This is a genomic window from Micromonospora sp. ABR4_055 (assembly GCF_056160425.1).
In genome coordinates this window covers 1-22,366 of the sequence record NZ_JBSWXD010000113.1, presented here as the reverse complement: position 1 = coordinate 22,366, position 22,366 = coordinate 1, and the positions used below count along the sequence as shown (strand labels likewise).

Annotated in this window: 13 protein-coding genes and 1 pseudogene; 3 read left to right on the top strand and 11 right to left on the bottom strand. The window is 71.1% G+C overall.

Translation table 11 applies throughout. From position 1 onward, the window contains the following. Positions 1-134: 134 nt before the first annotated feature. The 9 genes from ACXAHD_RS22790 to ACXAHD_RS22750 all read right to left on the bottom strand — a co-directional run bounded on the left by ACXAHD_RS22790 (position 135) and on the right by ACXAHD_RS22750 (position 15,168). Entirely contained in the window at positions 135-668 is a 534-nt protein-coding gene (locus tag ACXAHD_RS22790; protein WP_281553131.1) for a hypothetical protein, read from the bottom strand. Between the two features lie 152 nt (positions 669-820). Beyond that, positions 821-6,622 (bottom strand): ThuA domain-containing protein, encoded by a 5,802-nt coding sequence (locus ACXAHD_RS22785; RefSeq protein WP_475053028.1) that lies wholly within the window; start codon positions 6,620-6,622, stop codon positions 821-823. 250 nt (positions 6,623-6,872) lie between these two features. Next, entirely contained in the window at positions 6,873-7,535 is a 663-nt protein-coding gene (locus tag ACXAHD_RS22780; RefSeq protein WP_281553133.1) for a hypothetical protein, read from the bottom strand. Further along, on the bottom strand, positions 7,532-8,128 hold the full coding sequence (locus tag ACXAHD_RS22775) for a CDP-alcohol phosphatidyltransferase family protein (protein ID WP_475053026.1): 597 nt from the start codon (positions 8,126-8,128) through the stop codon (positions 7,532-7,534). The genes ACXAHD_RS22780 and ACXAHD_RS22775 overlap by 4 nt, the downstream gene beginning before the upstream one ends. A gap of 192 nt (positions 8,129-8,320) precedes the next feature. Further along, positions 8,321-11,299: a glycine--tRNA ligase gene (locus ACXAHD_RS22770; protein WP_475053035.1), complete on the bottom strand. Its 2,979-nt coding sequence runs from the start codon at positions 11,297-11,299 to the stop codon at positions 8,321-8,323. A 154-nt stretch (positions 11,300-11,453) separates the two neighbouring features. Continuing rightward, on the bottom strand, positions 11,454-11,852 hold the full coding sequence (locus ACXAHD_RS22765) for a PPOX class F420-dependent oxidoreductase (protein WP_282232281.1): 399 nt from the start codon (positions 11,850-11,852) through the stop codon (positions 11,454-11,456). Positions 11,853-11,928: 76 nt separating this feature from the next. Then, positions 11,929-13,572 (bottom strand): CotH kinase family protein, encoded by a 1,644-nt coding sequence (locus tag ACXAHD_RS22760; RefSeq protein WP_475053022.1) that lies wholly within the window; start codon positions 13,570-13,572, stop codon positions 11,929-11,931. Then, positions 13,572-14,249 (bottom strand): DUF4956 domain-containing protein, encoded by a 678-nt coding sequence (locus ACXAHD_RS22755; protein WP_281553137.1) that lies wholly within the window; start codon positions 14,247-14,249, stop codon positions 13,572-13,574. The genes ACXAHD_RS22760 and ACXAHD_RS22755 overlap by 1 nt, the downstream gene beginning before the upstream one ends. Position 14,250: 1 nt before the next feature. Then, the gene (locus ACXAHD_RS22750; RefSeq protein ID WP_281553138.1) at positions 14,251-15,168 is read right to left on the bottom strand and encodes a polyphosphate polymerase domain-containing protein; all 918 of its coding nucleotides are present in this window, start codon (positions 15,166-15,168) and stop codon (positions 14,251-14,253) included. Positions 15,169-15,369: 201 nt separating this feature from the next. On the opposite strand from ACXAHD_RS22750, the gene ACXAHD_RS22745 reads away from it, so the two are divergent. From ACXAHD_RS22745 to ACXAHD_RS22735, 3 genes are read left to right on the top strand one after another with little or no spacing between them, the layout of a single operon-like run. Then, positions 15,370-16,125 carry a response regulator transcription factor gene (locus ACXAHD_RS22745; protein ID WP_281553139.1) on the top strand — a complete coding sequence of 252 codons (756 nt, stop codon included), beginning with the start codon at positions 15,370-15,372 and terminating at the stop codon, positions 16,123-16,125. Further along, positions 16,122-17,726 carry a sensor histidine kinase gene (locus tag ACXAHD_RS22740; RefSeq protein WP_475053032.1) on the top strand — a complete coding sequence of 535 codons (1,605 nt, stop codon included), beginning with the start codon at positions 16,122-16,124 and terminating at the stop codon, positions 17,724-17,726. Before ACXAHD_RS22745 ends, ACXAHD_RS22740 begins: the two co-directional genes overlap by 4 nt. Before the next feature lie 59 nt (positions 17,727-17,785). Continuing rightward, positions 17,786-19,663: a PAS domain-containing protein gene (locus ACXAHD_RS22735; RefSeq protein WP_289212119.1), complete on the top strand. Its 1,878-nt coding sequence runs from the start codon at positions 17,786-17,788 to the stop codon at positions 19,661-19,663. Between the two features lie 329 nt (positions 19,664-19,992). On the opposite strand, the gene ACXAHD_RS22730 is transcribed toward ACXAHD_RS22735, so the two are convergent. Both ACXAHD_RS22730 and ACXAHD_RS22725 read right to left on the bottom strand, forming a co-directional pair. After that, complete coding sequence (locus ACXAHD_RS22730; protein ID WP_475053018.1) at positions 19,993-21,660, bottom strand: dolichyl-phosphate-mannose--protein mannosyltransferase; 1,668 nt, start codon at positions 21,658-21,660, stop codon at positions 19,993-19,995. 114 nt (positions 21,661-21,774) lie between these two features. Next, positions 21,775-22,366, bottom strand: a pseudogene (locus ACXAHD_RS22725) (hypothetical protein); the annotation flags it as partial.

Genomic DNA, 22,366 nt, shown 5'->3' with positions numbered 1-22,366 from the left:
TTTCTTTTGTGGGGTGGGGGGGCGCTCGCCAAATCCCCCCCCCCCCCCCCCCCCCCCCCCCCCCCCCCCCCCCCCCCCCCCCCCCCCCCCCCCCCCCCCCCCCCCCCCCTGTCCGTGCCCTGGCCCCGTCGTGATCAGGGCTGTCTGGACCGTGGCCGGCGCGCGGCCACCGCCAAGGCGGCCAACGCCAGCGCGGCGAGGCCGATCGGCCATGCCCAACGCCACCAACCGGCTCCGGCCGTACCGCCAGATTCGTCCTCGGCCGCTGCGGCGGCCAGATCGGCGACCGGCGGCGCCTGACCCTCCACCGCCTGTACATCGACCGTCGCCGTGCTGTCGTACGGCGCCGGAGCGCTCACCGTCACCTGCCAGTCACCCGGGCTGAGCACCGGGCCACTGGCATAGAATCCCTGCCCTTCACCGGCCGGTTCGAGCTGCAACGGGCCGACCGACCGCCCCCCGTCAGCGGTGGCGGTCAGCACCAGCCGGACCGGAAGGTCGAGCCGGTGCCCATCGTCATGGAAGGCCTGCACGGTCACCCCGGTGGCACCGTCGCCGGCCACCTCCAGATCGAGTTTGCCGTTGTGCGCCTGCGCGGGACCGGCCGCCGGCAGCACCGCCAGCAACAGGCCGAACAGAACGGCGGCCGATCCACGCGTACGACGCATGGTGTCTTCCTTCCTGTCTCGTCGACGGGTCGGTGACCTGTCGATAGGACGGTGGCCCCACCACACCACCCCGACAACGAGGGGAACAAACGCACCCACAACTCCCTTTTTTGGCCCTCCCTCTTGTGTGCTCCCCCCCCCCCCACCGCGGATCAGAGTTGCTGGTCGGGGTCGATCCGGGTGGGGTCCTCCGCCAGCCGACCGGCACCGGTGACCGGCTTTCCGCCGTTCGCCTTCACCCCGGCCGCGCTCGCCGTGCCACCGAGCCGTTCGATCATGGCGTCGGCGTCACGGATCAGGGTGTCCCGCACGTCGGCGTCGGTGACCAGATCCGGGTCGGCGGCGAGGGCCTTGAACGCGGTCAGCTGCTGGATCGCCCGCTTGTCCTTGCCGGCCGCCTCCGACAGCCGGACCGCGTCCAGCTTGTTGGACAGCTTGCGGTCCGCCTTCTTGGACAACCGTCCGGTCGACTTGAACCTGTCGATCAGGTTCTGCATGTCCCGGAACGAGGTGGTGACGAAGAACCGAACCGTCGAGGTGGTGTCGTTGCCCGCCTTGTCGGTCGCGGTCACGGTCAGCTCGTGCAGGCCGAGCGGCAGGTCGTACATCACCTGGAGGGTGTCGTTCGCGTACGGCTGCCCGTCCAGCGTGCCGACGACGGTGTCGATGCCGGAGGTCGGGTCGACCGCCTGCCACGACACCCGTACGTCCTGGCTGTCGCCGTACAGCTGGCCGTCGGCCAGCCCGGAGATCAGCAGGGTCGGCTTGCTGCCGTCGATCTTCACCACGGCCGACTTCAGCGCCTCGACGTTGCCGGCGAGGTCGGTGGCCCGGTAGAGCAGCTCGTGGTCACCGTCGCCGGTCACCTCGACCGGCTCGTCGTACGGCGTCCAGTCACCGCCGTCGAGCGACCACTCCAGCAGCTCGACCCCGGAACCGTCGTCGGTCGAGGAGAGCACCACCGGGATGGTGCCGTCGTGCCAGCCGTTGTCGTTCGCCGGGGCGAACTCCGCCGAGCTGACCGGTGCCGTGGCGTCGATCTGGAAGGTGACGGACCGGGTCTGCTCCACGTTGCCGGCGGCGTCGGTGGACCGGAACCGCAGCTCGTGGCTGCCGTCCCCACTCACCGCTACCGGCTCGGTGTACGCCGTCCACCCGGTCTCGTCGTCGAGCGAGTACTCGGTACCCGCCACCCCGCTGCCACCGTCTTCGTCGGTGGCGGTCAGGGTGACCGCGACCGGTCCGGGGTACCAGCCCTCGACCGGTCCAGCCGGCTCGCCGGTCCCGCTGACCTCGGCCTCGGTCACCGGCGCCGTGGTGTCCTCCTCCGAAACCTCCGTGGTCAACCGGAAGTAGTCGAACGACACGGTCTTCGACTCCGTCTGGTTGGCGCCGAGGCTGAACAGCCCGACCTTCGGGTTAGCCCCGACAGCCGCGTTGGTGAGCGACTCGAACTGCGTCCAGTCGGTGCCGTCGGCCGAGTACGCGGCGGTGTAGGTGTCACCGACGCGGGCCAGCCGCAGGTGCCACACCGCCGAGGTCAGCTCGCTGACCTGCGGCTGCGGGTTCTGCACCGCCGCACCGATCTCGCTGCGGTACTCGATGCGCCGACTGACCGGGCTGCCGACGGTGTTGTCGGCGATGAAGTCCAACTTGAGATAGTTGTCGTCATCGGCGTACACCAGCAGCCCGGCCTGCTGGTACTGCTCGTCCAGCAGGCTGCCGTCGACCTTCGTCTGCACGGTCCAGTCGCCGTCCGGCGCGGTCTGCAGGATGAAGTTCGTCGGCCCGGAGTTGCCCGCACCGTAGATGTCACCGTTCGACACGTCGATGTGCAGCGACCCGTCGGCGACCCGGTAGGCCGCCGCGTCCTCCCGGACGATGGCGTCCCAGCGGCACGCGTCCAGCGCGCTCCCGTCGAACTCGTCGGACGGCTCGACCGGACCGGCCGGCTCATCCGGCGTCACCTGGAACCAGTCGAAGGCGGCGTCGACCACCGGAGCCTCGGTCCCACCGTTGAGCGCGAACACGCCGATCTGCGGGTTCCCGATGCCAGTCAGTGCCGCCGACCGGCCGACCGGGGCGAAGGTCTGTCCGTCGGCCGACATGGCCGCCGTCAGGTTCGTCCCGTCGCTGGTCACCCGCAGGTAAATGGTGTCACCTGCGGGCGCGTCGGTGGCGTCGGCACCCTCGTTGCGCGGGGTGCCGCCGGTCTCCCGGATGAACTCCACCCGGCGGCTGCCGCTGTACAGCAGGTCCAGCTTGGCGTAGTTGTCGTCGTCGCCGTAGACCAGCAGACCAGCCTGCTGGTAATTGGTGGTAACCGGCAACGTCACCTTGGTGGTGGCCTGCCAGGCGCCGTCCGGCGCGGGCTGCAGGACCAGGTTGGTGGCGTCGTTGCGGCCGCCGTACAGGTCACCGACGCCGGTCGGCAGCAGGAGCGTGCCGTCGGCCACCGAGTACACCTGGCTCTCCCGGACCACCGTCCACCGGTCGCGGTCCAGCCCGTCGCCGAGGAAGTCGTCCGACCGTGCTCCGAAGCAGGACGTGTTCGGTGCCTCGACCCGCACCGACACGTACGCCGATGCCGTCGCGCCCCGGGCGTCGGTCACCACCAGGGTGGCGACGAAGGTGCCCGGTGCGGTGTACGTGTGGCTGGCGTCCAGGGTGTCGGCGGTGCCGCCGTCACCGAAGTCCCAGGCGTACGTCAACGGGGTGTCGCCCTCGGCATCGGTGGCCGTGCCGTCGAACGCCACGGTGAGCGGCGCGGTGCCGGACGTCGGCGTCGCGGTGACGCTGACCTGCGGCGGCGCGTTCTCGGTGACGCCTCGGCCGAGGAAGTCCATCCAGTTGACGTTGAACAGCGAGTTCGCGCCACCGCCCGGGTCCCGGGCGACGAAGTACAGCACCGCCGCGTCGGCGCCGCCGGTGACCGGCGCGGTCACGTCGGTCCAGGTCTGCCAGCCGCCGGTACCCGCGATGTCAGCGGAGGCGACCACCGGACCGTCGACGGCGTCGGCGCGGACCTCGATCCGGCCGCCGGCCGTCGCCGATGCGACCCGGAACCCGATCGAGTCGACGTTGGTCAGGTTGGCCGGGTCGACCGACCACCAGTCGCCGTCCTCGATGAAGCCGATGTTCTCGCCGCCACCGGCCGGGTCGCCGGTGGTTTCGGTCCGGACGCCCGGGTCGCCGCCGCCGGTGGCGCCGTCCACCCGTCCGGTCGAGCTGAAGTACTCGGCCTGCTTGCGCTTGGGCTGCAGCAGTTCGATCGCCCGGCCGGTCAGTGGCGCGGCACCGCCGACCCCGCCGTCGTCGGTGTAGGTGGCCTCGAACACGCCGAAGACGTTCGCCTCGGCGCCGTGGCCGGCGGCGAGCTGGGTCTGCACCGTGCCGGAGCAGCCAGTGTGCTGCTCCAACGGGTGGGCGTGCTCGTCGTGGCCGAGCAGCACCTGCAGCTCCACCCGGTCACAGTCGATTTCGCCGTCCTCCGGGTCGGTCACGGTGATCGTGTACTCAACCTGGTCGCCCCAGTCGAAGAAGCCGCCGGCCGGCGGGAAGTCGATGGTCACCGTCGGTGCGGTGTTACCGACCGTCACCGGTACGTTGGCAACGGCCGTACGCTCGTTGGGGTTGGTCACGGTCAGCTGCGCGGTGTAGTTGCCGGCCTCGGTGTAGGTGTGGGTCGGGTTGGCCTCGGTGGAGGTCCCGCCGTCGCCGAAGGCCCAGGCGTAGGCCAGCGTGCCGCCGTCCGGGTCGCGCGAGCCCGCGCTGGAGAACTCCACGGTCAACGGTGCCTGGCCGGAGGTCGGGGTGGCGCTGGCCTGCGCGATCGGTGCCCGGCTACCGGCGACGTAGTCGATCCGGTAGACCCCCGAGTCGTCGTTGTTGCCGCCGAAGCCGCTGCCCCACTCGATCAGGTACAGGGCGCCGTCGGGGCCGAACTCGAAGTCCATCGGGCGGACGAAGCTCATCCCGGTCAGCAACTGGTTGATGTCCACCAGCTCGGTGCCGTCAGCGGACACCTGCATGGTGTACATCTTCGACTGGTTCCACTCGCCCAGCAGCGCCTTGCCGTCGTAGTACGCCGGCCACTTGCGGTCCGAGGCCAGCTCGGTGTCGTAGCGGTAGACCGGCCCGCCCATCGGCGCACCGCCGCCACCGATTTCGGGGTAGCGCGGGTCACCGCTGTAGCCGTAGTCCACGGTGGCGGGGATCGCCGGTGGCAACTCGGTAAGTCCGGTGTTGTTGGGGGAGTCGTTCACCGGCGCCGAGCAGTCGAACTTCGCGCCGCTGGGGCCGGACGGGAACTGGTAGTCGTTGTACGCCTCGTTCGTCCCGGTGCAGTACGGCCAGCCGTAGTTGCCGGGGGTGTCGACGATGTTCCACTCGACCAGGCCCCGGGGGCCCCGGTTGGGGTTGTCCGAGTTGGCGTCCGGGCCGTAGTCCGCCACGTAGAGCGTGTCGGTGGCCAGGTCCACGCCGATCCGGAACGGGTTGCGGAAGCCCATCGCGTAGATCTCCGGGCGGGTCTGCGCGGTGCCCGGTGCGAACAGGTTGCCCTCCGGGATGGTGTACGTCCCGTCGTCCTCCGGGTGGATCCGGATCACCTTGCCGCGCAGGTCGTTGGTGTTACCGGAGGTACGCTGCGCGTCGTAGTCCTGCCGCCCGGCCCGCTCGTCGATCGGGGTGTAGGCGCTCGACTCGAACGGGTTGGTGTTGTCCCCGGTCGCCAGGTAGAGGTTGCCCTGGCTGTCGAAGGTCATGGTGCCGCCGGCGTGGCAGCAGGTGTTGCGCTGGGTGTCGACCTGCAGTACGGCCTCCTCGCTGGCCGGGTCGATGCTGTCGCCGACCACGGTGAACCGGGACAGCAGGTTGCGGGCCACGCCGTCGTTGGGGGCGTAGTAGAGGTACACCCAGCCGTTGTCGGCGAAGTCCGGGTCGAGCCGGATGCCGATCAGGCCGTCCTCGTTGCCGGTGAACACGTCGAGGTCGATCGCGGTGACCGTGTTGCCGGTGTCCGGCTTGACGATCTGTACCCGGCCGTCACGCTCGATGTAGAAGACCCGTCCGTCCGGGGCGATGTCCAGCTCCATCGGGTTGCTGGTGTTGTTGTCCAGGGTGATCTTCTCGAAGCTCTCGGTCAGCGAGGCGCCGCAGTCGGAGTCGACGACCCCGGCGGCGGACTGGATGCCGCCGAGCAGGTGGTCGAGGAACTCCGGCTCGGCGAACGACTCGTTGGTGTGGCCGCCGCCGGTGTACCAGGCCCGGCCGCCGTCGTAGTCGCTGCACCAGGCGATCGGGTGGTCGGCACCCATCGCGCCGGCACCTGGGGTGTAGCTGGTCTCGTCCAGGCTGGCCAGTACGTGCACGTCGCCGCGCGGGTTGGTCTGGAAGTTGTACCACTCGTCGTAGCGGGTCCATTCGGCGGGCAGTCCGTCGGTGGACGGGTGGGCCGGGTCCTCGACCTTGACTACGGCGTTCTGGTTGGCCGGGTGGCCGGAGAAGTAGGCGCCGACCAGTTCGCCGTACCAGGGCCAGCTGTACTCGGTGTCGGAGGCGGCGTGGATCCCGACGTACCCGCCACCGGCCTGGATGTAGCGCTCGAAGGCGGCCTGCTGGGCGGTGTCGAGGACGTCGCCGGTGGTGGACAGCCAGATGACCGCCCGGTAGTTGGCCAGGTTGGCGTCGGTGAATTCGGCGCCGTCCTCGGTGGTGTCGACGGTGAAGCCGTTGTCGGCACCGAGCTGCTCGATCGCGGCGATGCCAGCCGGGATGGAGCCGTGCCGGAAGCCGGCGGTCTTGGAGAAGACGAGCACGGAGTACGGCTCGTCGGCGGCCGCCTCGAAATCGCCCGGGCTGGCCTGCACGGCGGGGCCCGGATCGACCGGGTTGCCCGGGTTGCCCGGTGCGGCCTGCGCGGCAGGGGCGCCGAGCAGGGCAGTAGACAACATGGAGAGCGAAAGTATCGCAGCGGTTAGCGGGCCACGTCGAAGGTGGCGTCGGCGGGTTCGGGACACGTGGTCTCCTAGTCCTGGTGAACACACTGTCGGGTGGGCCGACCCGCCGAGGGTCGTCCCGTCTGGCCCGGTGAACGCGCTGCCACGACGCGGTCACCGAGCTTTTGTTAAGCCGTTGGACAAAATTAGGGACTGCCGGCTTTGTTTCCGGCAAGGGCTATGCGTGTAACGGTTTGATAAACGCTCAGCCGCTGAACCAGCTGGGAACCATCGCAAGCGCGACGAATCGGATTGATCTGCCGATGAAGCAGACCACTGCGAACACGCTGGCCGGCATCCGGGTGCCACCGGCCACCACCGTCGTGACCAGCAGCGGAGGCACGCCGATCACGCTGCTCGCGAACAGGGTCGGTATGACGAACGCCGGCTCGTACAGTCGGCGGTGCTCCCTGGCCACCCAGCCCGCCCAGCCGGACAACCTGCTGCGCAGCCCCTGCGGCAGCCGGTCGCCGATCGCCGGACCGATCCGGCGCAACCATCCGGCCCGTGGCCTGCCGTCCGTCGGCGGCGTGTCCGTCGCCGTGTCGTCCGTCGGCGTCGGGTTTGTCGCCGTCGTGTCCGTCGGCGTCGTGCCGTCGGCCGCTACCGCGCTGGCCGTGGCCGCCGCCTTCGGCGCGGTCCGCTTGGCCAGCCACCGGCGCAGCCACGGCGACTGGATCACCCCCCGCGACGCCAGGAACATGGCGAGCTTGGCGACGGTCTGGCCGAGCGCTGCGGCGACACCCAGCGCCACCGGCGGGGAGGACGTGGTGGCGGTCAATGCGATGAGGTACGGCTCGATCGGAGTCACCGGCGACACCGCCGACAGGGCACCAACCGCGACGGTGGCCAGCAGAACCGCGATCACGAGGAGACGGCGCGCAGACCCGGAAGGTCGACAGCGAGCGGGATCCGGGCCACCACGACGAGCGAAGCGAGCTTCACCGCGGCGATCGCCAAGGTGAACGCCACCGGAAGCACCGGCGACGGTGCCAGCACCACCAGCAGCACCAGGCCGCCGGTGTTCAACGCCTTCGCCACCGGCGACCAGTTGAACCGGTACACCTGGGTGTGCACAAGATGGAAGTAGTTCGGGCTCAGCAGTGGCCACCGCAGGAAACTCAGGCTCAGCACCAGATCCACCACGACGAACTGCACGACGAAGATGACCAGCGGAACGCCCATCGACGGCAGCAGCGGGATCAGCGCGGCGGCGACCGCCAGGCAGCAGACCCGGTCGCAGACGATGTCGTAGACGGCACCGAACCGGGTCTCCTGCCGCAGCAGCCGGGCGGCCAGACCGTCCGCCATGTCACCGATCCAGTAGCAGCCGATCGCGACGCCGGTGAGTACCGTGCTGTCGCCGACGACGGCCAGCACGGCCAAGCCGACGGCGACCACGGTCCGGACCGTGGTGATGAGATTCGGTACGTTGCGGACCGGCCCGGCAGGCCCGTCCACCCAACCGTGCGGCGCGGCTGTGGCGGCACCGGCGGACAGGTGCGTGTCGCAGGCTCCCGGAGACGTGATGGCCGGCCCCCGCCTTCCTTGTCGACACCGAGTGTGGACTGACAGACGGTAGCACGGCCGGCGGACCCCGCCGCGTGGCCGAATCGCCCCGCCACCACGCGTGGCCGAACTGCTTCTTCGGGGTCACATCCGCAGCTGCGGCCAGTCCAGCAGGTTGGCGGCGAGCGTCGCGACCGTGGCGAGCAGACCCAGCCGGGCCTGACGCAGCTGAGGATCCTCGGCCATCACGAAGACGTCGTCGAAGAAGGCGTTCACCGGCGCGGTCAGCTGCCCGGCGATTCCAGTGAACCGGTCGAGGTCCGCGCTGTGGTCCAGGTCGGCCCGCACCTGCTTGACCACCTCGTGCAGCCGTACCTCGGCCGGCTCGGTGAGTAGCGCCGGGTCGTACTCGGCGGGCACGTCAGCCGGGACGATTCGCCGGGCCCGCTGCAACGCCTCGGCGAGCGCCCGGAACTGCTCGTCGGCCAGCAGCCGGTCCAGCTGGGCCAGCAGCCGGTCAACCAGTTGCGGCCGGTCGGCGTGCGCCAGTACCGCGCGGACCCGGTCCACCGGCTGGCCCTCCTCGGTCAGCAACTGCTCCACCCGGCGGGTCAGGAACTCGACGATCTCGCCCAGCATGGTGTCGTAAACCTGCACCGGTTCCCGCCGGGCGCCACCCCCGAGCCCGGTGGCCAGCGAAATCCCGGCCAGCCCTGGCTGACTCCGGTGCACCGCCAACAGCCCCAGCACCGCCCGCCGGATCGCGAACGGGTCGCTGCTGCCGGTCGGCATGCCGACCGTGGCAGCCAGGCCGGTCACCAGATCCAGCCGGTCGGCCAGCGACAGCAGCGCCCCCGGCAGCGACTGCGGCAACTGGTCACCGGTGCTGCGCGGCAACTCGGCCTCGAACACCGCCTGCGCGACCGCCGCCGGCTCTCCGGCGTGCCCGGCGTAGTCACGGGCCATCACCCCGGCGAGACTGGTCATCTCGGTGACCATCTGCGAACCGAGGTCGAACTTGACCAGCTCGGCCGCGCGGTCCAAGGTCGCCCGGTCCGCATCGGACAGCGCGATCATCTCGGCCAGGTCACCGGCCAGCCCGGCGATCCGGTCAGCCCGGTCCGCCATCGACCCCAGCTTGTCGGTGAAGGTCAACCGGCTCAGTCGGGACCGCAGCTCGGCCAGCGGGGTGGCCCGGTCGGCGCGGTAGAAGAACGCCGCGTCCTCGTACCGGGCCCGCAGCACCGCCTCGTTGCCGGCCCGTACCAGATCGACGTCGATCGCGCCGTTGGCGACCGCCACGAAGTGCGGCAACAGGGCACCGTCCGCGCCCCGCACCGGCAGGTACCGCTGATGCTTGCGCATCACCGTGGCCAGCACCGACTCAGGTAGCTCCAGGTAGCGTTCCTCGAACCCGCCGAGCAGCGGCGTCGGCTGTTCGATCAGGTCCACCACCTGGGTCAGCAGACCAGCCTCGGCGGCCAGGTCGACCCGGCCGCCGACGCCAGCGGCCAGCTCACCGGCGGCGGCGGTGACGATCGCCCGGCGTTCCTCCGGGTCCACCACGATGCCGGCGTCACGGACCGTCGCCAGGTAGCTCTCCGCGTCGGCCACCTCGACGGTCGACGTCGCGGCGGTCCGGTGCACCCGGGTGGTCCGGCCGGCGGCCAGCGTGGACACCTCGACCGGCACCACCAGGTCACCCCAGAGCGCCAGCAGCCACCGGACCGGACGGGTGAACGCCAGCTGCGGATCCCGCCAGCGCATGTTCTTCGCCGAGCGCAGGCCGGTGACCACCCCGGCGAGCACCTCGGTGAGGACCTCCGTCGCGGTGCGGCCGGGCTCGTCGCGCAGCATCGCCAGATGCGGTACGCCGCCGATCTCCACCCGGGCCAGGTCGGTCACCTCGACCCCCTGGGAACGGGCGAAGCCCGCCGCAGCCGGGGTGGGTGTGCCGTCCGGGCGGAACCCGGCGGCGACCTTCGGGCCGCGTACCGTGCGGGTGTGGTCGGGCTCGCGGGCGGCGACCGCGTCGACGACGGCGACCAGCCGGCGTGGGGTGGCCAGCACCCGGACGTCGCCGTGCATCAGCCTGGTCGCGGCCAACCGGTCGGCGACCAGCTTGGCGACCTGCTGGCGGGCCGAGCGGACCTCCGATGGCGGCATCTCCTCGGTGCCGATCTCGAACACCAGCTGCCGGGCCGGGGCCGACTCACCGGGCTGCGCGGCCGCTGCGTCGGCCTGCCCGGCTGGCGCCGGTGGCACCACGCCGAGTGGGTGGCCCAGCTCGTCGCGGCGGCGCACCCACAGCTGCGCCACCTCGCCGGCCAGCCGGCGCATCCGGGCGAACTCGGTGGCCCGCTCGGCGGTGGAGACCGCGCCCCGCGCGTCCAGCACGTTGAACGCCTGCGAGCACTTGAGGACGAAGCTGTGCGCCGGGACCGGCAGCCCGGCGTCGATCATCCGCTGCGCCTCGGCTGCGTACAGGTCGAGCAGCTGCCGGTTGGTGGCGACGTCGGCGTCGTCGAGGTAGTAGCGGGACATCTCGTACTCGCCGGGGCCGAAGATCTCGCCGTAGGAGATGCCCGGCGCGTACGCGATCTCCTTGAAGTGACGGACCCCCTGCAACGCCATCATGATCCGCTCGATGCCGTAGGTGATCTCCACCGACGGCACCTCGAGGTTGATCCCACCGGCCTGCTGGAAGTAGGTGAACTGGGTGATCTCCAGCCCGTCCAGCCAGACCTCCCAGCCCAGACCCCAGGCGCCGAGCGCCGGTGAGGCCCAGTTGTCCTCGACGAACCGGACGTCGTGCGCGGCCACGTCGATGCCGAGCGCGGCCAGGCTGCCGAGGTAGAGCTCCTGCGCGTCGCCCGGCTCCGGCTTGAGGATCACCTGGAACTGGGTGTGGGTCTGGATCCGGTTCGGGTTCTCGCCGTACCGGGCGTCGTCCGGACGCACCGACGGCTCTACGTAGGCGACCCGCCACGGCTCGGGACCGAGCACCCGCAGGAACGTGGCCGGGTTCAGCGTGCCGGCGCCGACCTCGGTGTTCATCGGCTGGACCGTCAGGCAACCCTGCTCGGCCCAGTACGCCGCGAGGCGGGCCAGCGCGTCCTGCATCGTCAGCACGAATTGCTCCCAAGGTCGGTGACGGCCGGTACGTCGGGTACCGGCCGGCGGCGGTTGATTCCGGGCCATTCTATTTGCCCGGCCGCGACCGGCCTGAACGGGCCGTGACCCGTGCACCGGTGGGCGGTCCGCTGGGAGCGGAGGTTCAGCGGTCGAAGCCCCAGGCGTGGTAGGACTCCACGGTCAGCCAGGCGGACACCCGGGGGCGCTCCCGGTTCGGGTAGCGGTCACCGGTGTAGTGCCGGGCGAGTCGGTCGATCCCGGCCAGCTCGGGGTCCGGCTCGATGGTCACCCTGCCGTGCAGACTGACATGCCGGTACCAGGAGTCGCCGTCCAGCACGGTCAGCGACACCCGTGGGTCGGCCCGCAGATGCTCCAGCCGCTTGCGCCCGGCGTCCAGGTTGAGCAGCACCCGGCCGTCGTCCCACAGGTACCAGGTGGCGACGGTCACCGGCGTGCCGCTCGGGCTCACCGTACCCATCACCGACGGGTTCGGCCGGCCCAGCATTTCGACCAGGTGTTGCGGCATCGGCGGCTTGGCCATCGACGGAGCTCCTTCCAGCGGGCGACGGGTCGACTGGTCGCCTACGGTCACCGACTCTACGGCCGCCAGGCGCCGCTCACACCTGATCGCGCAGGCTTTCCGTCCGTTGCTCGACCGTGGTCCGCAGCTGTTCCAGCTCGGTCGCGACCGCCGAGCCGTCCTGACCGTCGACGGTTGCCAGGACGGCGGCCAGGCCGTCCAGCGCGGCCGTCGCCGCGCCGCTGGCGAACATCCGCTGATAGAGATCGCGGTACGCGGCCTCGTACACTTCGGTGAACGCGTCGCTGGCCAGGAACCGTTCCTTGAGCGGGTGCCCGGCCGACCGGCCGGGACCGCCGCCCTGCGGCGCCGCCCCGGAGCCGGCCCTGTCGGGTGGCTGGAATCCGTCGGGTGGCTGGAATCCGTCGGGTGGCGCGAACCTGTCCTGTGGTGCCGTGCCGTTCTGCGGCGTGGCACCGCCGTCGCCACCACCGAACCGGCCACCGCCCATGGTCACCGCGTCCTGCGGCCCGAGGGTGGCGTCGCCACTGAACGTCAAATTGTGGTCCCAGCTGACCACCGTGAACTTCCGGGTGGCCAGGTCGTACCAAAGGTAGTAGTTGCGGCCGGGACCGGCCATGTCGTCGAAGTTGAGCAGCAGGTTCTGGGCGGCGACGTAGCGGGCGAACGACTCGACGTCGACGTGATCGGCCAGCTCGTCGTCGAATTCGTCGTCGGACGCCTCGGACACCCAGCGGATCAGGTTGATCACCGGCTGCAGGTCCTGGCTTCCGGTGAGGTTGATCTGCTTGAAGTCATCCTGGTACTCGACCGGATCCTCGCCCTGGTAGGTGAACGAACCGCCGGCCAACGACTTGTAGAGCACGCCACTGTCACCCAGCCCGGCGGCGTAGTGCTCGTCGGGGTGTTCCACCACGAGGCGGGCGGTGGTGGGCCGGTCGTTGACCGTGAACGCGCTGTACGCGTACCGCTGGGTGGCCATCCCGGCGGTATCGAGCAACGACAGGGCGAGGGCCTCGTTGGCCACGGCGCTACCGCCACCCATTCCGCCGACCCGCACTGCGATCTCCTGTAGTCCCTGGTAGCGCCGTCCCTCGACAAACGTGTCGAAGCTGATCAGCCAGGGCAGGTTCTCCGGTTCCTCGGCGGCCAGCCCGGCCCGGCCCATACCGCCGCCCGGCCCGCCTGCGCCCTGCTGCTGTCCCTGCCCACCGTCGGGTCGCTGCCCTGCACCGGACTGTCCGCCGTCGGGGGCGGCCCCGCCGCGTTGCACGGTCTCACCGTCGCGGGTCAGACCGGACAGGGTGGAGTTGCCTTTGAGCCGGATTCCCACGCTCGGGATCGTGGTCGAGTCGACCACCAGGTCCGCCTCGAGGTACTCCTTCTCGCCGTCGTCGAAGTAGGCGTCGAGCATCCGTTGGTAGTCGGCGTCGGCGAAGACCAGCGAGATCTCGTGGGCCACCGTTGGGTCGAACAGGTCAATGGTGCCGGCGATGTCGACCGTCACCAGGTCGGTCGCGGCGTCGGCCGCGCTGGTGACGTACGGCCGGATCCGGGTGCTGCCCAGCACGACCGTGACCACCAGCAGGAATACGGCGCAGCTGGCCAGCAGCCGGTAGTTGTGCCGGATGCGCAGCGGGATCCGGTGCCGTAACCGGTGCTTCGGCGCAGCGGCCGGCGGCACGGCCGGTGGATTCGGGGTGGACGGTGTACCGCTCATCACAGGTCCGTCTGGTCGTAGCCGGTGAGCACCGTGACCCGCTGGCCGCCGGTCAGCCCGCTCAACGCCGCGATCAGTTCGCCCGGCTCGGTGCCCTTGCTCAACCTGACCGTGTACATCAGCTCGGTCAGCGCTCCGCCCCGGATCGATTCGATGCTGACCAGCTCGAACTCGGTGGTCAGCCGCAGCAGCACGTCCTGTACGGCGTGCGTGTGGTCGCGGTCCGGTGGCACCTGCACCTTCACCACCTGGCGTTGCACGTTGAGCGCGAACCAGTTGAAGCGGTACATCACCCCGATGATCAGGCAGATCGCGACCGTGGCGATCACCGCGAGCAGGTAGAACCGGGTGCCGCAGGCCATGCCGACGCCCATCACCAGGAAGATGAAGCCGACGTCGCGGGTCTCCTTGATCGCGTTGCGGAACCGGACCACGGACAGCGCGCCGACCAGGGCGAAGGCCCGGGCGATGTTGGAGCCGACGACCAGCATGATCAACGAGATCAGCATCCCGAGGATGATCAGTGTCTGAACGTACGACTGGCTGTACGACACGTTGCGGTGGGTGGCCCGGTAGACCCAGCCGATGACTGCGCTGAGCACGAAGGACAGCGCCAGCGACGCGGCGATGTCGCCGAGGCTGAACGTGCTGGACAGGTCCTGGAAGGTGATGTCCATGTCAGGCCCGCCCGCCGCTCGCGCCGACGGCCAGCAGTTCGCCGGCCGGCCGGTCCGGAGGCGGTGGTGGCGCGTCGGCCGGCAGATGGAACACCGACCGCGGGGCCCGCCCGAACGCCTCGACACACTGGCAGTACTTGCTGACCCGCACGACCGACAGGTCGGCCTGCGCAGCGAGGTCGGTCAACCAGTACGGGACCCGTTCGTTCGCCTTCACCTCCATGATCGAACGCCACGGCGGGACGATGAACCGATTTTCGGCGTCGACGCCCAGGTGCAGATCACGGTCCCGACCCCGGACCCGGGTGTCCAGGGTGACCCGCAGGCCGAGATCGGCACCGGTGCCGACGAACGCCTGCCGGTGGTAGCCGGTGATCGCCACCGGGCGCAGGTCCAGGCCGCTGACCAGGCCGAGGACCTCCTGCACGAAGCCCCGCTGCGGCTCGGTGTGGTCGATCATGGCGCGGCCGTCGCACAGTTGACGGGCCAGTCGGTACGGCAGCGCGATCCGCCGTTTCTGGGTGACCCGGTTGACCCGCTGCTTGATCTCGACGTGGACGGTGGTGTCGTCGTCGATGCCGGTCCGGTCGCCGTAGTGCCGGATCCGCAGTTTGCGGCGGAACCGCAGCCCTTCGATCTTTTCCCAGTAGAACCGCAGGTCGTCGGTGTCGTAGTAGAGGCTCCACACCCCGTACCCGGTGGTCCCGGCATGGCTGTCCCGGTCGAGTCGGCGGGCGAGTTGGTCACGCAGTGCCGGTACCGCCGCGTTGTCGACCAGGTACTTGATCTCGTACCGGTTGAACGCGTGCAGCCGGGTGACGCCCCGCAGCGCGTGACCGGCCCGGTCGTCCGTACCGTGGCCGGCCCGGTCGTCCGGTCCTGGTCCGGTCGTCGTCGGCGGTGCCGATTCGGGTCGCATGGGCAGGTCCTCACCTTCAGGTAGGGCGGATTCGGTGCGAAGGTGAGGAAACACCGCGCAGATCAAAACAACCTCGGAACGGGATGTGAAGTTGAGGCGAACGGCCGATGACCGAAGCGCGTCCGTTGGTGCCTGTGCTTGCCCGGCCACCCCACAGCCGGCTCCCAGCCGGCTCCGAGACTGCGCCGGTATGCATGGCGGATGACCTCACCCGCCGAGATCGGCCAGGTAGCCGACGCCGGACCGGACCGGGCTCCCCGGATCCTGGTCGTCGACGACGAGCCGAACATCTGCGCCCTGCTCGCCGCCACGTTGCGGCTGATCCGGTTCGACGTCCGAGCGGTGGACGGCGGCCGCGCCGCCCTGGTGGCGATCGAGGAGTTCGAGCCGGATCTGGTGGTCCTCGACGTGATGATGCCGGATCTGGACGGCTTCGAGGTGGCCCGGACGATGCGCCGGGGCGGCCGCCGGCACGTACCCGTGCTGTTCCTGACCGCGCGGGACGCGGTGCAGGACCGGATCGCCGGGCTGACCGTCGGAGCCGACGACTACGTCGCCAAGCCGTTCAGCCTGGAGGAGGTGGTGTTGCGGATCCGGGCGATCCTGCGGCGCAGCGGCGTCGTCGACGAGCCCGAGCCGACCGACCGGGTGCTGCGCTACGCCGATCTGGAGCTCGACGAGGACGCCCACGAGGTACGCCGGGCCGGCCAGCGCGTCGATCTGTCGCCGACCGAGTTCAACCTGCTGCGGTATCTGCTGGTCAACGCCGGCCGGGTGGTCAGCAAGAGCCAGATCCTGGACCGGGTGTGGAGCTACGACTTCGACGGCGACGGCCGGATCGTCGAGTCGTACGTCTACTACCTGCGCAAGAAGATCGACCAGCACCAGCCGGCGCTGATCCACACCGTCCGGGGGGTCGGCTACACGCTGCGACTGCCCCGGTCGGGCGGTGTCTGATGCGGCACCTGAAACGGTTCCGTTCCCCGATCACCGTACGGCGGTGGTCGCACTGGACGCTGCGGTCCCGGCTGGTGCTGGCCACCGCGGTCCTCACCGCCGTCGCCCTGCTGCTGGCCAACACGGCCGGTCTGGTCCTGCTGCGGCAGAGCCTGACCGACCGGCTCGACGAGCAGTTGCGGCTGATGAGCCGACCGTACGCCGGGTCCGCGCCGCCCACCCTCGACCAGGACGGTCCCCGACCCCGACCCTTCCCCGGCGCCTCCCTGCAACCGGCCCAGTCGGTCCTGCTGTACGCCGCCGACGGGACCCTCACCCAGCAGTTCTCCTCCGACCCGGATGCCGCCCTGCCCGCGTTGGACGACTATCCGGCGCTGGTCGAGCGGGCCGCTGCCCGGCGTTCCTACACGGTGCCCGCCGTCGATGGTGACGGATCCTGGCGGGTGCTCGCGGTGCCGCGCGCCGACGGCGGGCTCGCTGTGGTCGGCGTCTCGCTGCGCCAGGTCGACGCGACCGCCGACACGCTGCTCATGATCGACGCCGTGGTGGTGCTGCTGATCCTGGTGCTGCTCGGTCTGGTCGCCGCCGCGACGGTCCGGCTCGGGCTGCGCCCGCTGACCCGGATGGAACGCATCGCCGCCGAGATCACCGGCGGCAACCTGGCCCGGCGGGTCCTCGACGCCGACCCGCACACCGAGGTCGGCCGGCTCGGCGGCGCGTTGAACTCGATGCTGGACCGGATCGGGGCCGAGGTCGCCGCCCGGACCGCCTCGGAGCAGCGACTCCGGCAGTTCGTCGCGGACGCGTCGCACGAACTGCGCACCCCGCTCACCTCGATCCGGGGATTCGCCGAACTGTACCGGCGGGGCGGGGCGACGCCCGGCCCGGAACTCGACGAGGCGATGCGCCGGATCGAGGCGGAGGCGGCCCGGATGGGGCTGCTGGTGGAGGACCTGCTGCTGCTGGCCCGGCTGGACCAGCGTCGGCAGCCGGTGCGTCGACCGGTGGATCTGCTCGCGGTCACCGCCGACACGATCCGCGACGCGTCCGCCCGGGCTCCGGACCGTCGGGTCCGGATGGCACCGGCCGGACCGGTCGGCTCCACCGCACCCGACCTGGAGCCGGTCGCACCCGAACTGCAGCCGGTCTCGGTGCCGGGGGACGAGCCGGCGCTGCGCCAGGTGGCCGCCAACCTGGTGGCGAACGCGCTGCAGCACACCCCGCCGGCGGCCGAGATCACCGTACGGGTGGGGTATCTGCCGGCCGGCGCTGGCGGTGCCCCGTCGGACCGGCCGCTCGCGGCGGTCGGGCGGGACCTGCCGGCGGACGCGCCGCTTGCGGTGATCGAGGTGACCGACACCGGTCCCGGCGTGCCGGCGGCGCATGCCGGGCGGGTCTTCGAGCGGCTGTACCGGGTGGATCCCAGCCGTACCCGGGCGCGAGGTGGCGGCTCCGGCCTCGGGCTGGCGATCGTCGCGGCGATCGTGGACGGTCACGCCGGCCGGATCGAGCTGTACGACCGGCCGGGCGGTGGTGCCGTGTTCCGCGTACTGCTGCCCGAGCCGATGTTGTGCCGGCCCGCGCCGGCCCTCATGCTGTAGCCGGGGGTCGGCGCGGTCCGCGGTCCGGGCGGCCGGCCGATCTTGTTGGAGGAGTCCCGGTGCCACGGCGTGTCCTGACCGGTTACCTCGCGGTGCAGGCTGTTCTTGGCGCGGCGGTCTTCGGGGCCCCGGCTGCCGCCGCCGTCTGGTGGGGGGCGATCGGCGTGGTCAGCGTGGCCGCGGTCGGTTGGGGAATTCACCGGCACCGGCCGCCCCGCCGGCTTCCCTGGCTGCTGCTGGCCGGCGGCGCCGGGGCGCTGGCGGTCGGCGACGTCCACTACGAGTTGTCGCGGCGTACGGCGGGTGCCGTCGGCGAGGTTCTGTCGCTGATCGCCGACGCCGCCTACCTGGCGACCTTCGGCCTGCTTGCGGCCGGGGTGCTCAGCCTGACCCGGACCACGGTGTCGTTGCGGGACCGGTCCGCTCTGCTGGACACCCTGGTGCTGGTCGTGGTGACCGGCCTGGTCACCTGGACCCTGGTGGTCGGCCCGGCGGTGACCGATGTGAATCTGCCGGCGGTGGAGAAGGCGCTGCTGGCCGTGCACGGTCTCGGTGGGGTGCTGGTCGTCGTGGTGATGCTGCGCCTGGCGGCCGCCGCCTGGCGGGATCCGACGGTGATCGGGCTGGCGGTCGGCGCGGCCGGCATGCTGACCGCCGACGTCTGGTACGCGGCCGCCGAACTCAACGCCGGCTGGCAGCCGGGGCATCCGGCCGAACTCGGCTGGTACGTGTTCTACGTCAGCTGGGGGGTCGCCGCCCTGCACCCGAACATGGCTCGGCTGGCCACCCGGTCCGACCCGGGCCCGGACGACGTCGCCGCGATGCGGGTAGGTCTGTTGACGATCACCTGTCTGACCGTGCCGTTCCTGCTGGTGATCCAGGCGTTCGCCGGAGCGCCGGCCGAGCTGCCCGACGGGTTGGTGACCGCTGCGGCGGCCGGTCTCACCACGATGCTCGCGGTGACCCGGGTGGTCGATTCGGTGACCGGGCACCGGGCCGCGGTGCACCGGGAACGGTCGCTGCGCAAAGCCGGGACGCGGCTGCTGTCGGCCACCACGATCGCGCAGGTGGCCGAGATGGTCCGCCGGTCGGTCGGTGAGCTGCTGCCGGCCGGGACCGATCACCAGGTCCTGTTCGCCGTGCGCCGCCCGGTGGCGGGGGCCGGCGGCGGGCCGCCCGACCCGGAGTCGGTGGCCGAATGGCAGCCCCAGGTCGTCGTCGACGACCCGTTGCCGGTGGACGCGGCGCGGCGGCGTACCCGGATCATGCCGATCCGGCTGTTGCATCCCGATCTGGCCGACCGGCTCGCCCCGGCACCGGCCGCCCTGGTGGCCGGCCTGGCCGTGCCGGCCTCGTCCGGCGGGACCGGTACCGCGCTGCTGGTCGGGGCGGCTGCCGGGGTGCTGGCCGCCAGCCGGGACGCGATCGAGGTGGTCGCCGCTCAGGCGGCGCTGGCCCTGCACCGGATCGCCGCGACCGAGGACGCCGCCCGGCGGGACCGGGACCGGTATCTCAATCTGGTCGCGGGCACCGTCGGCGACGCGGTGGTGATCGTCGGAGCTGACGACCGGATCCGGTACGCGAGTCCGCCGTGCAGCCGGCTGTTCGGGGTCGAGCCGGCGGTCCTCGCCGACTGGCGGGACCTGGTGCACCCCGCCGACCAGGAGCAGGTGTCCCGGACCCTCGGCGCGGCCGGCGACCGGCACGACGGGTCGGCGGTGGGCGACCAGTGGGTGCTGCGCCGGCCGGACGGCAGCCATGTGCTGCTCGAGGTGCGGTGCAGGGATCTGCGGCTGGTGCCGGGGGTACGCGGCCTGGTGCTGACCTTCAGCGATCTGGCTGATCAGCGTCGCCGTGACTCGGAGCTGGCGCTTCGCCGGATCGACCGCAGCGCGCCGGGGCAGAACAGACGCAGCCTCCGCCGCCGCTTTCGCTGACTATGACAGTTGATGTCGCTTTTGGTGGTTGTTCCGTTCCGTGCTGAACGGCAAACTGGCCTTGTCTGGCCCGTTGTGCGGCAGGGGTTCACCTGGTTAAGCTTTTCAAGCGCGCCCCTATCGCCCGCTTCCCCCGTGGCAGGCGATCGGGGCGCGCTTCTCTGTCTTCCAACGCTCTCCGGCACCCTCGCCCACCTGCTGTCGCAGCCGACGCTGCTGATCACAGTGGAGATACGGGCCAGGTGAGTCCACGATCGGCTGACGGCACCCGTCCGGCGGCCGTGGACCACCGGACGGGCAGCGGGCCGGTAGCGGGCCGGCCGCGATGGTCAGATCCAGCGCCCGCCGAGCCACATCCGCGCCGACCAGTCCTCGTACGGCAGCGGCTCACCGACGAAGATCGGGTAGAAATACGCGAAGCAGACGGCGACCAGCAGGACGTAGGTGCCGGCGATCACCGCGCCGACCAGCCGCCGGTCGTTGCCGGCCGGGTCGGCGACCGCCGTCCCGCCGGACGGTGTGACGATCGCACCGAGCACATAGGTCACCGCGAGGACCAGGAACGGCAGCGCTGGCGCGGTGTAGAAGGAGAACATCGTCCGGCCCTCGGTGGCGTAGTAGAACCACGGCAGCAGCCCGGCGGCCACCCCGGCGAGGATCGCCCCCGCCCGCCAGTCCCGCCGGGCGATACCGAGCCAGACCAGCGCCGCCAGGGCCGGCAGGAACGACCACCACAGCAGCGGAGTGCCCAGCAGCAGCACTTCCTCGGCGCAGCTAGGTGCTCCGCAGGCGGTCTGGTCGGTCCAGTGGAAGGCGACCGGGCGGCCCAGCAGCAGCCACTGCCACGGCCACGACTGGTAGCGGTGTTCCGTCTCCAACGTGCTGTGGAAGCCGTACGCCTGGGTGTGGTAATGCCAGAGGTTCAGCAGGGCGCCGATGAACGGTGCCTCGGACATGCCGTTGTCCGCCCGGTAGTGCCGCAGGTAGCCGCCGTCGGTCGCCAGCCAGCCCGACCAGCTGGCGAGGTAGGTGCCGAGGATCAGCACCCCGCCGAGGACCAGCCAACCGATCTCGCCGAGCGCCGCGTCCAGCCACGGCCGGCGGACCCCGGCGGACCGGCGGGCACCGGCCTCCCACCAGATCACCAGCAGGCCGAACACCGGGATGAACCACAGTGCGCTCCACTTGACGGCGAGACCGCAGCCGAGCAGTAGCGCCGCGATCAGCCGCCACCACGGTACGGCGAACGGCGGTCGGCCGGCGCGGCCCGGCAGAGTCGGATCGAGCCCGTCGTCGACCGCCCGCAGCCACCGTCGCCGGCTCCAGTCCCGGTCGACTACCAGCGCGGCGAAGGCGGCGAGCACGAAGAACGCGAGGAAGATGTCGAGCAGGGCGGTCCGGGACAGCACCAGATGGAAGCCGTCCAGGGCGAGCAGCAGCCCGGCTACGCAGCCGAGGACGGTGGAGTGGAACAACCGCCGGGCCGTCCGGGTGATGATCAGCACCATCAGGATGCCGGCGACCGCCGCCGAGATTCGCCAACCGAACTCGGTGAAGTCGAACCAGCGGACGCCCAGCGAGATGATCCACTTGCCGAGCGGCGGATGCACCACGTACGCCGGGGTGTTGTTGGTCTCGTCCCACTCGAAGCCGTACTGACGCAGCTCGTTGGCCTCGTTGGCGTAGTAGAGCTCGTCGAAGATCAGGCCCGGCGGGTGGCTCAGGTTGACCAGCCGCAGTACGCCGGCGATCGTCACCACCACGGCGGTGGCCAGCCAGGACCACGGCTCCAGCCAGTTGTCCAGCGGTGCCAGCCTGCGGCGGACCACGGCCGGCAGCCCGACCCCGCCGGTCGGCGTCGACGACCCGGCGGAGCCGTCGGGGCCGACCGGGTGGGCCCCCGCCGGACCGGCGTCCGGCGGACGGACCGGCCGGTCCGCTGTCGCCGTCACCGCTGGTTCACCGCTTGCCGCGTCCGAAGCTGCCGCCGAGATCACCCCGTGATCGTAGGCCGCCGCCCGACGTCGCGGGACCTCCCCGCCGAAGAATATATTTCGGGTCGTCGATGCGCTGCGCTACGGGTGGTCGATGCCTGCTCCGGTCGGTCGATGTCAGCCGGTCCAGACGGTGGCCAGGAACCCGGCGGCCAGCAGGACCGGCGCCAGCAACGCGGCGACGGTGGCAACCCGACGGGCCGTCGCGGTGGCCAGCCGGCGGGCACCGCTGCCCCAGACCAGCAGTACGCCGAGCAGCACGGTCAGCCCCCAGCCGACCGACCACCGCAGGTGCAGCACGACCAGGTCGGCCACGACGTACGCGGTGTCCCGTTCACGGTGCAACATCCGGGCGGTCAGCTCGGCGCCGGTGGCCTGGTCAACCGGCGGTACGCCGAACAGCCGCACCCGGTCGACAGTGAAGCCGGTCTGCGCGGCGAACTCGCCGAGGCACCGTCGGCCGTACCCGTCGCCGGTGCAGTCGGTGACCGTCGCGGTGCCGTTGACGCCCCGGCCGACGGCCAGCCACAGTGGTTCGGCGCTGACCCAGCCGAGGAACGCCGCAGCCGCCGCGACGACCACGATCCAGGCGATGCCGGTCGCCGGCCGGCGGGAACGCCGGACCCTCGTCCGCCGTTGACGGGCGGCAGCCCAGCGGAGCGGGCAGCAGCACAGCGGCTGCCTCTTGTACACACCTCCCCGCCCACGA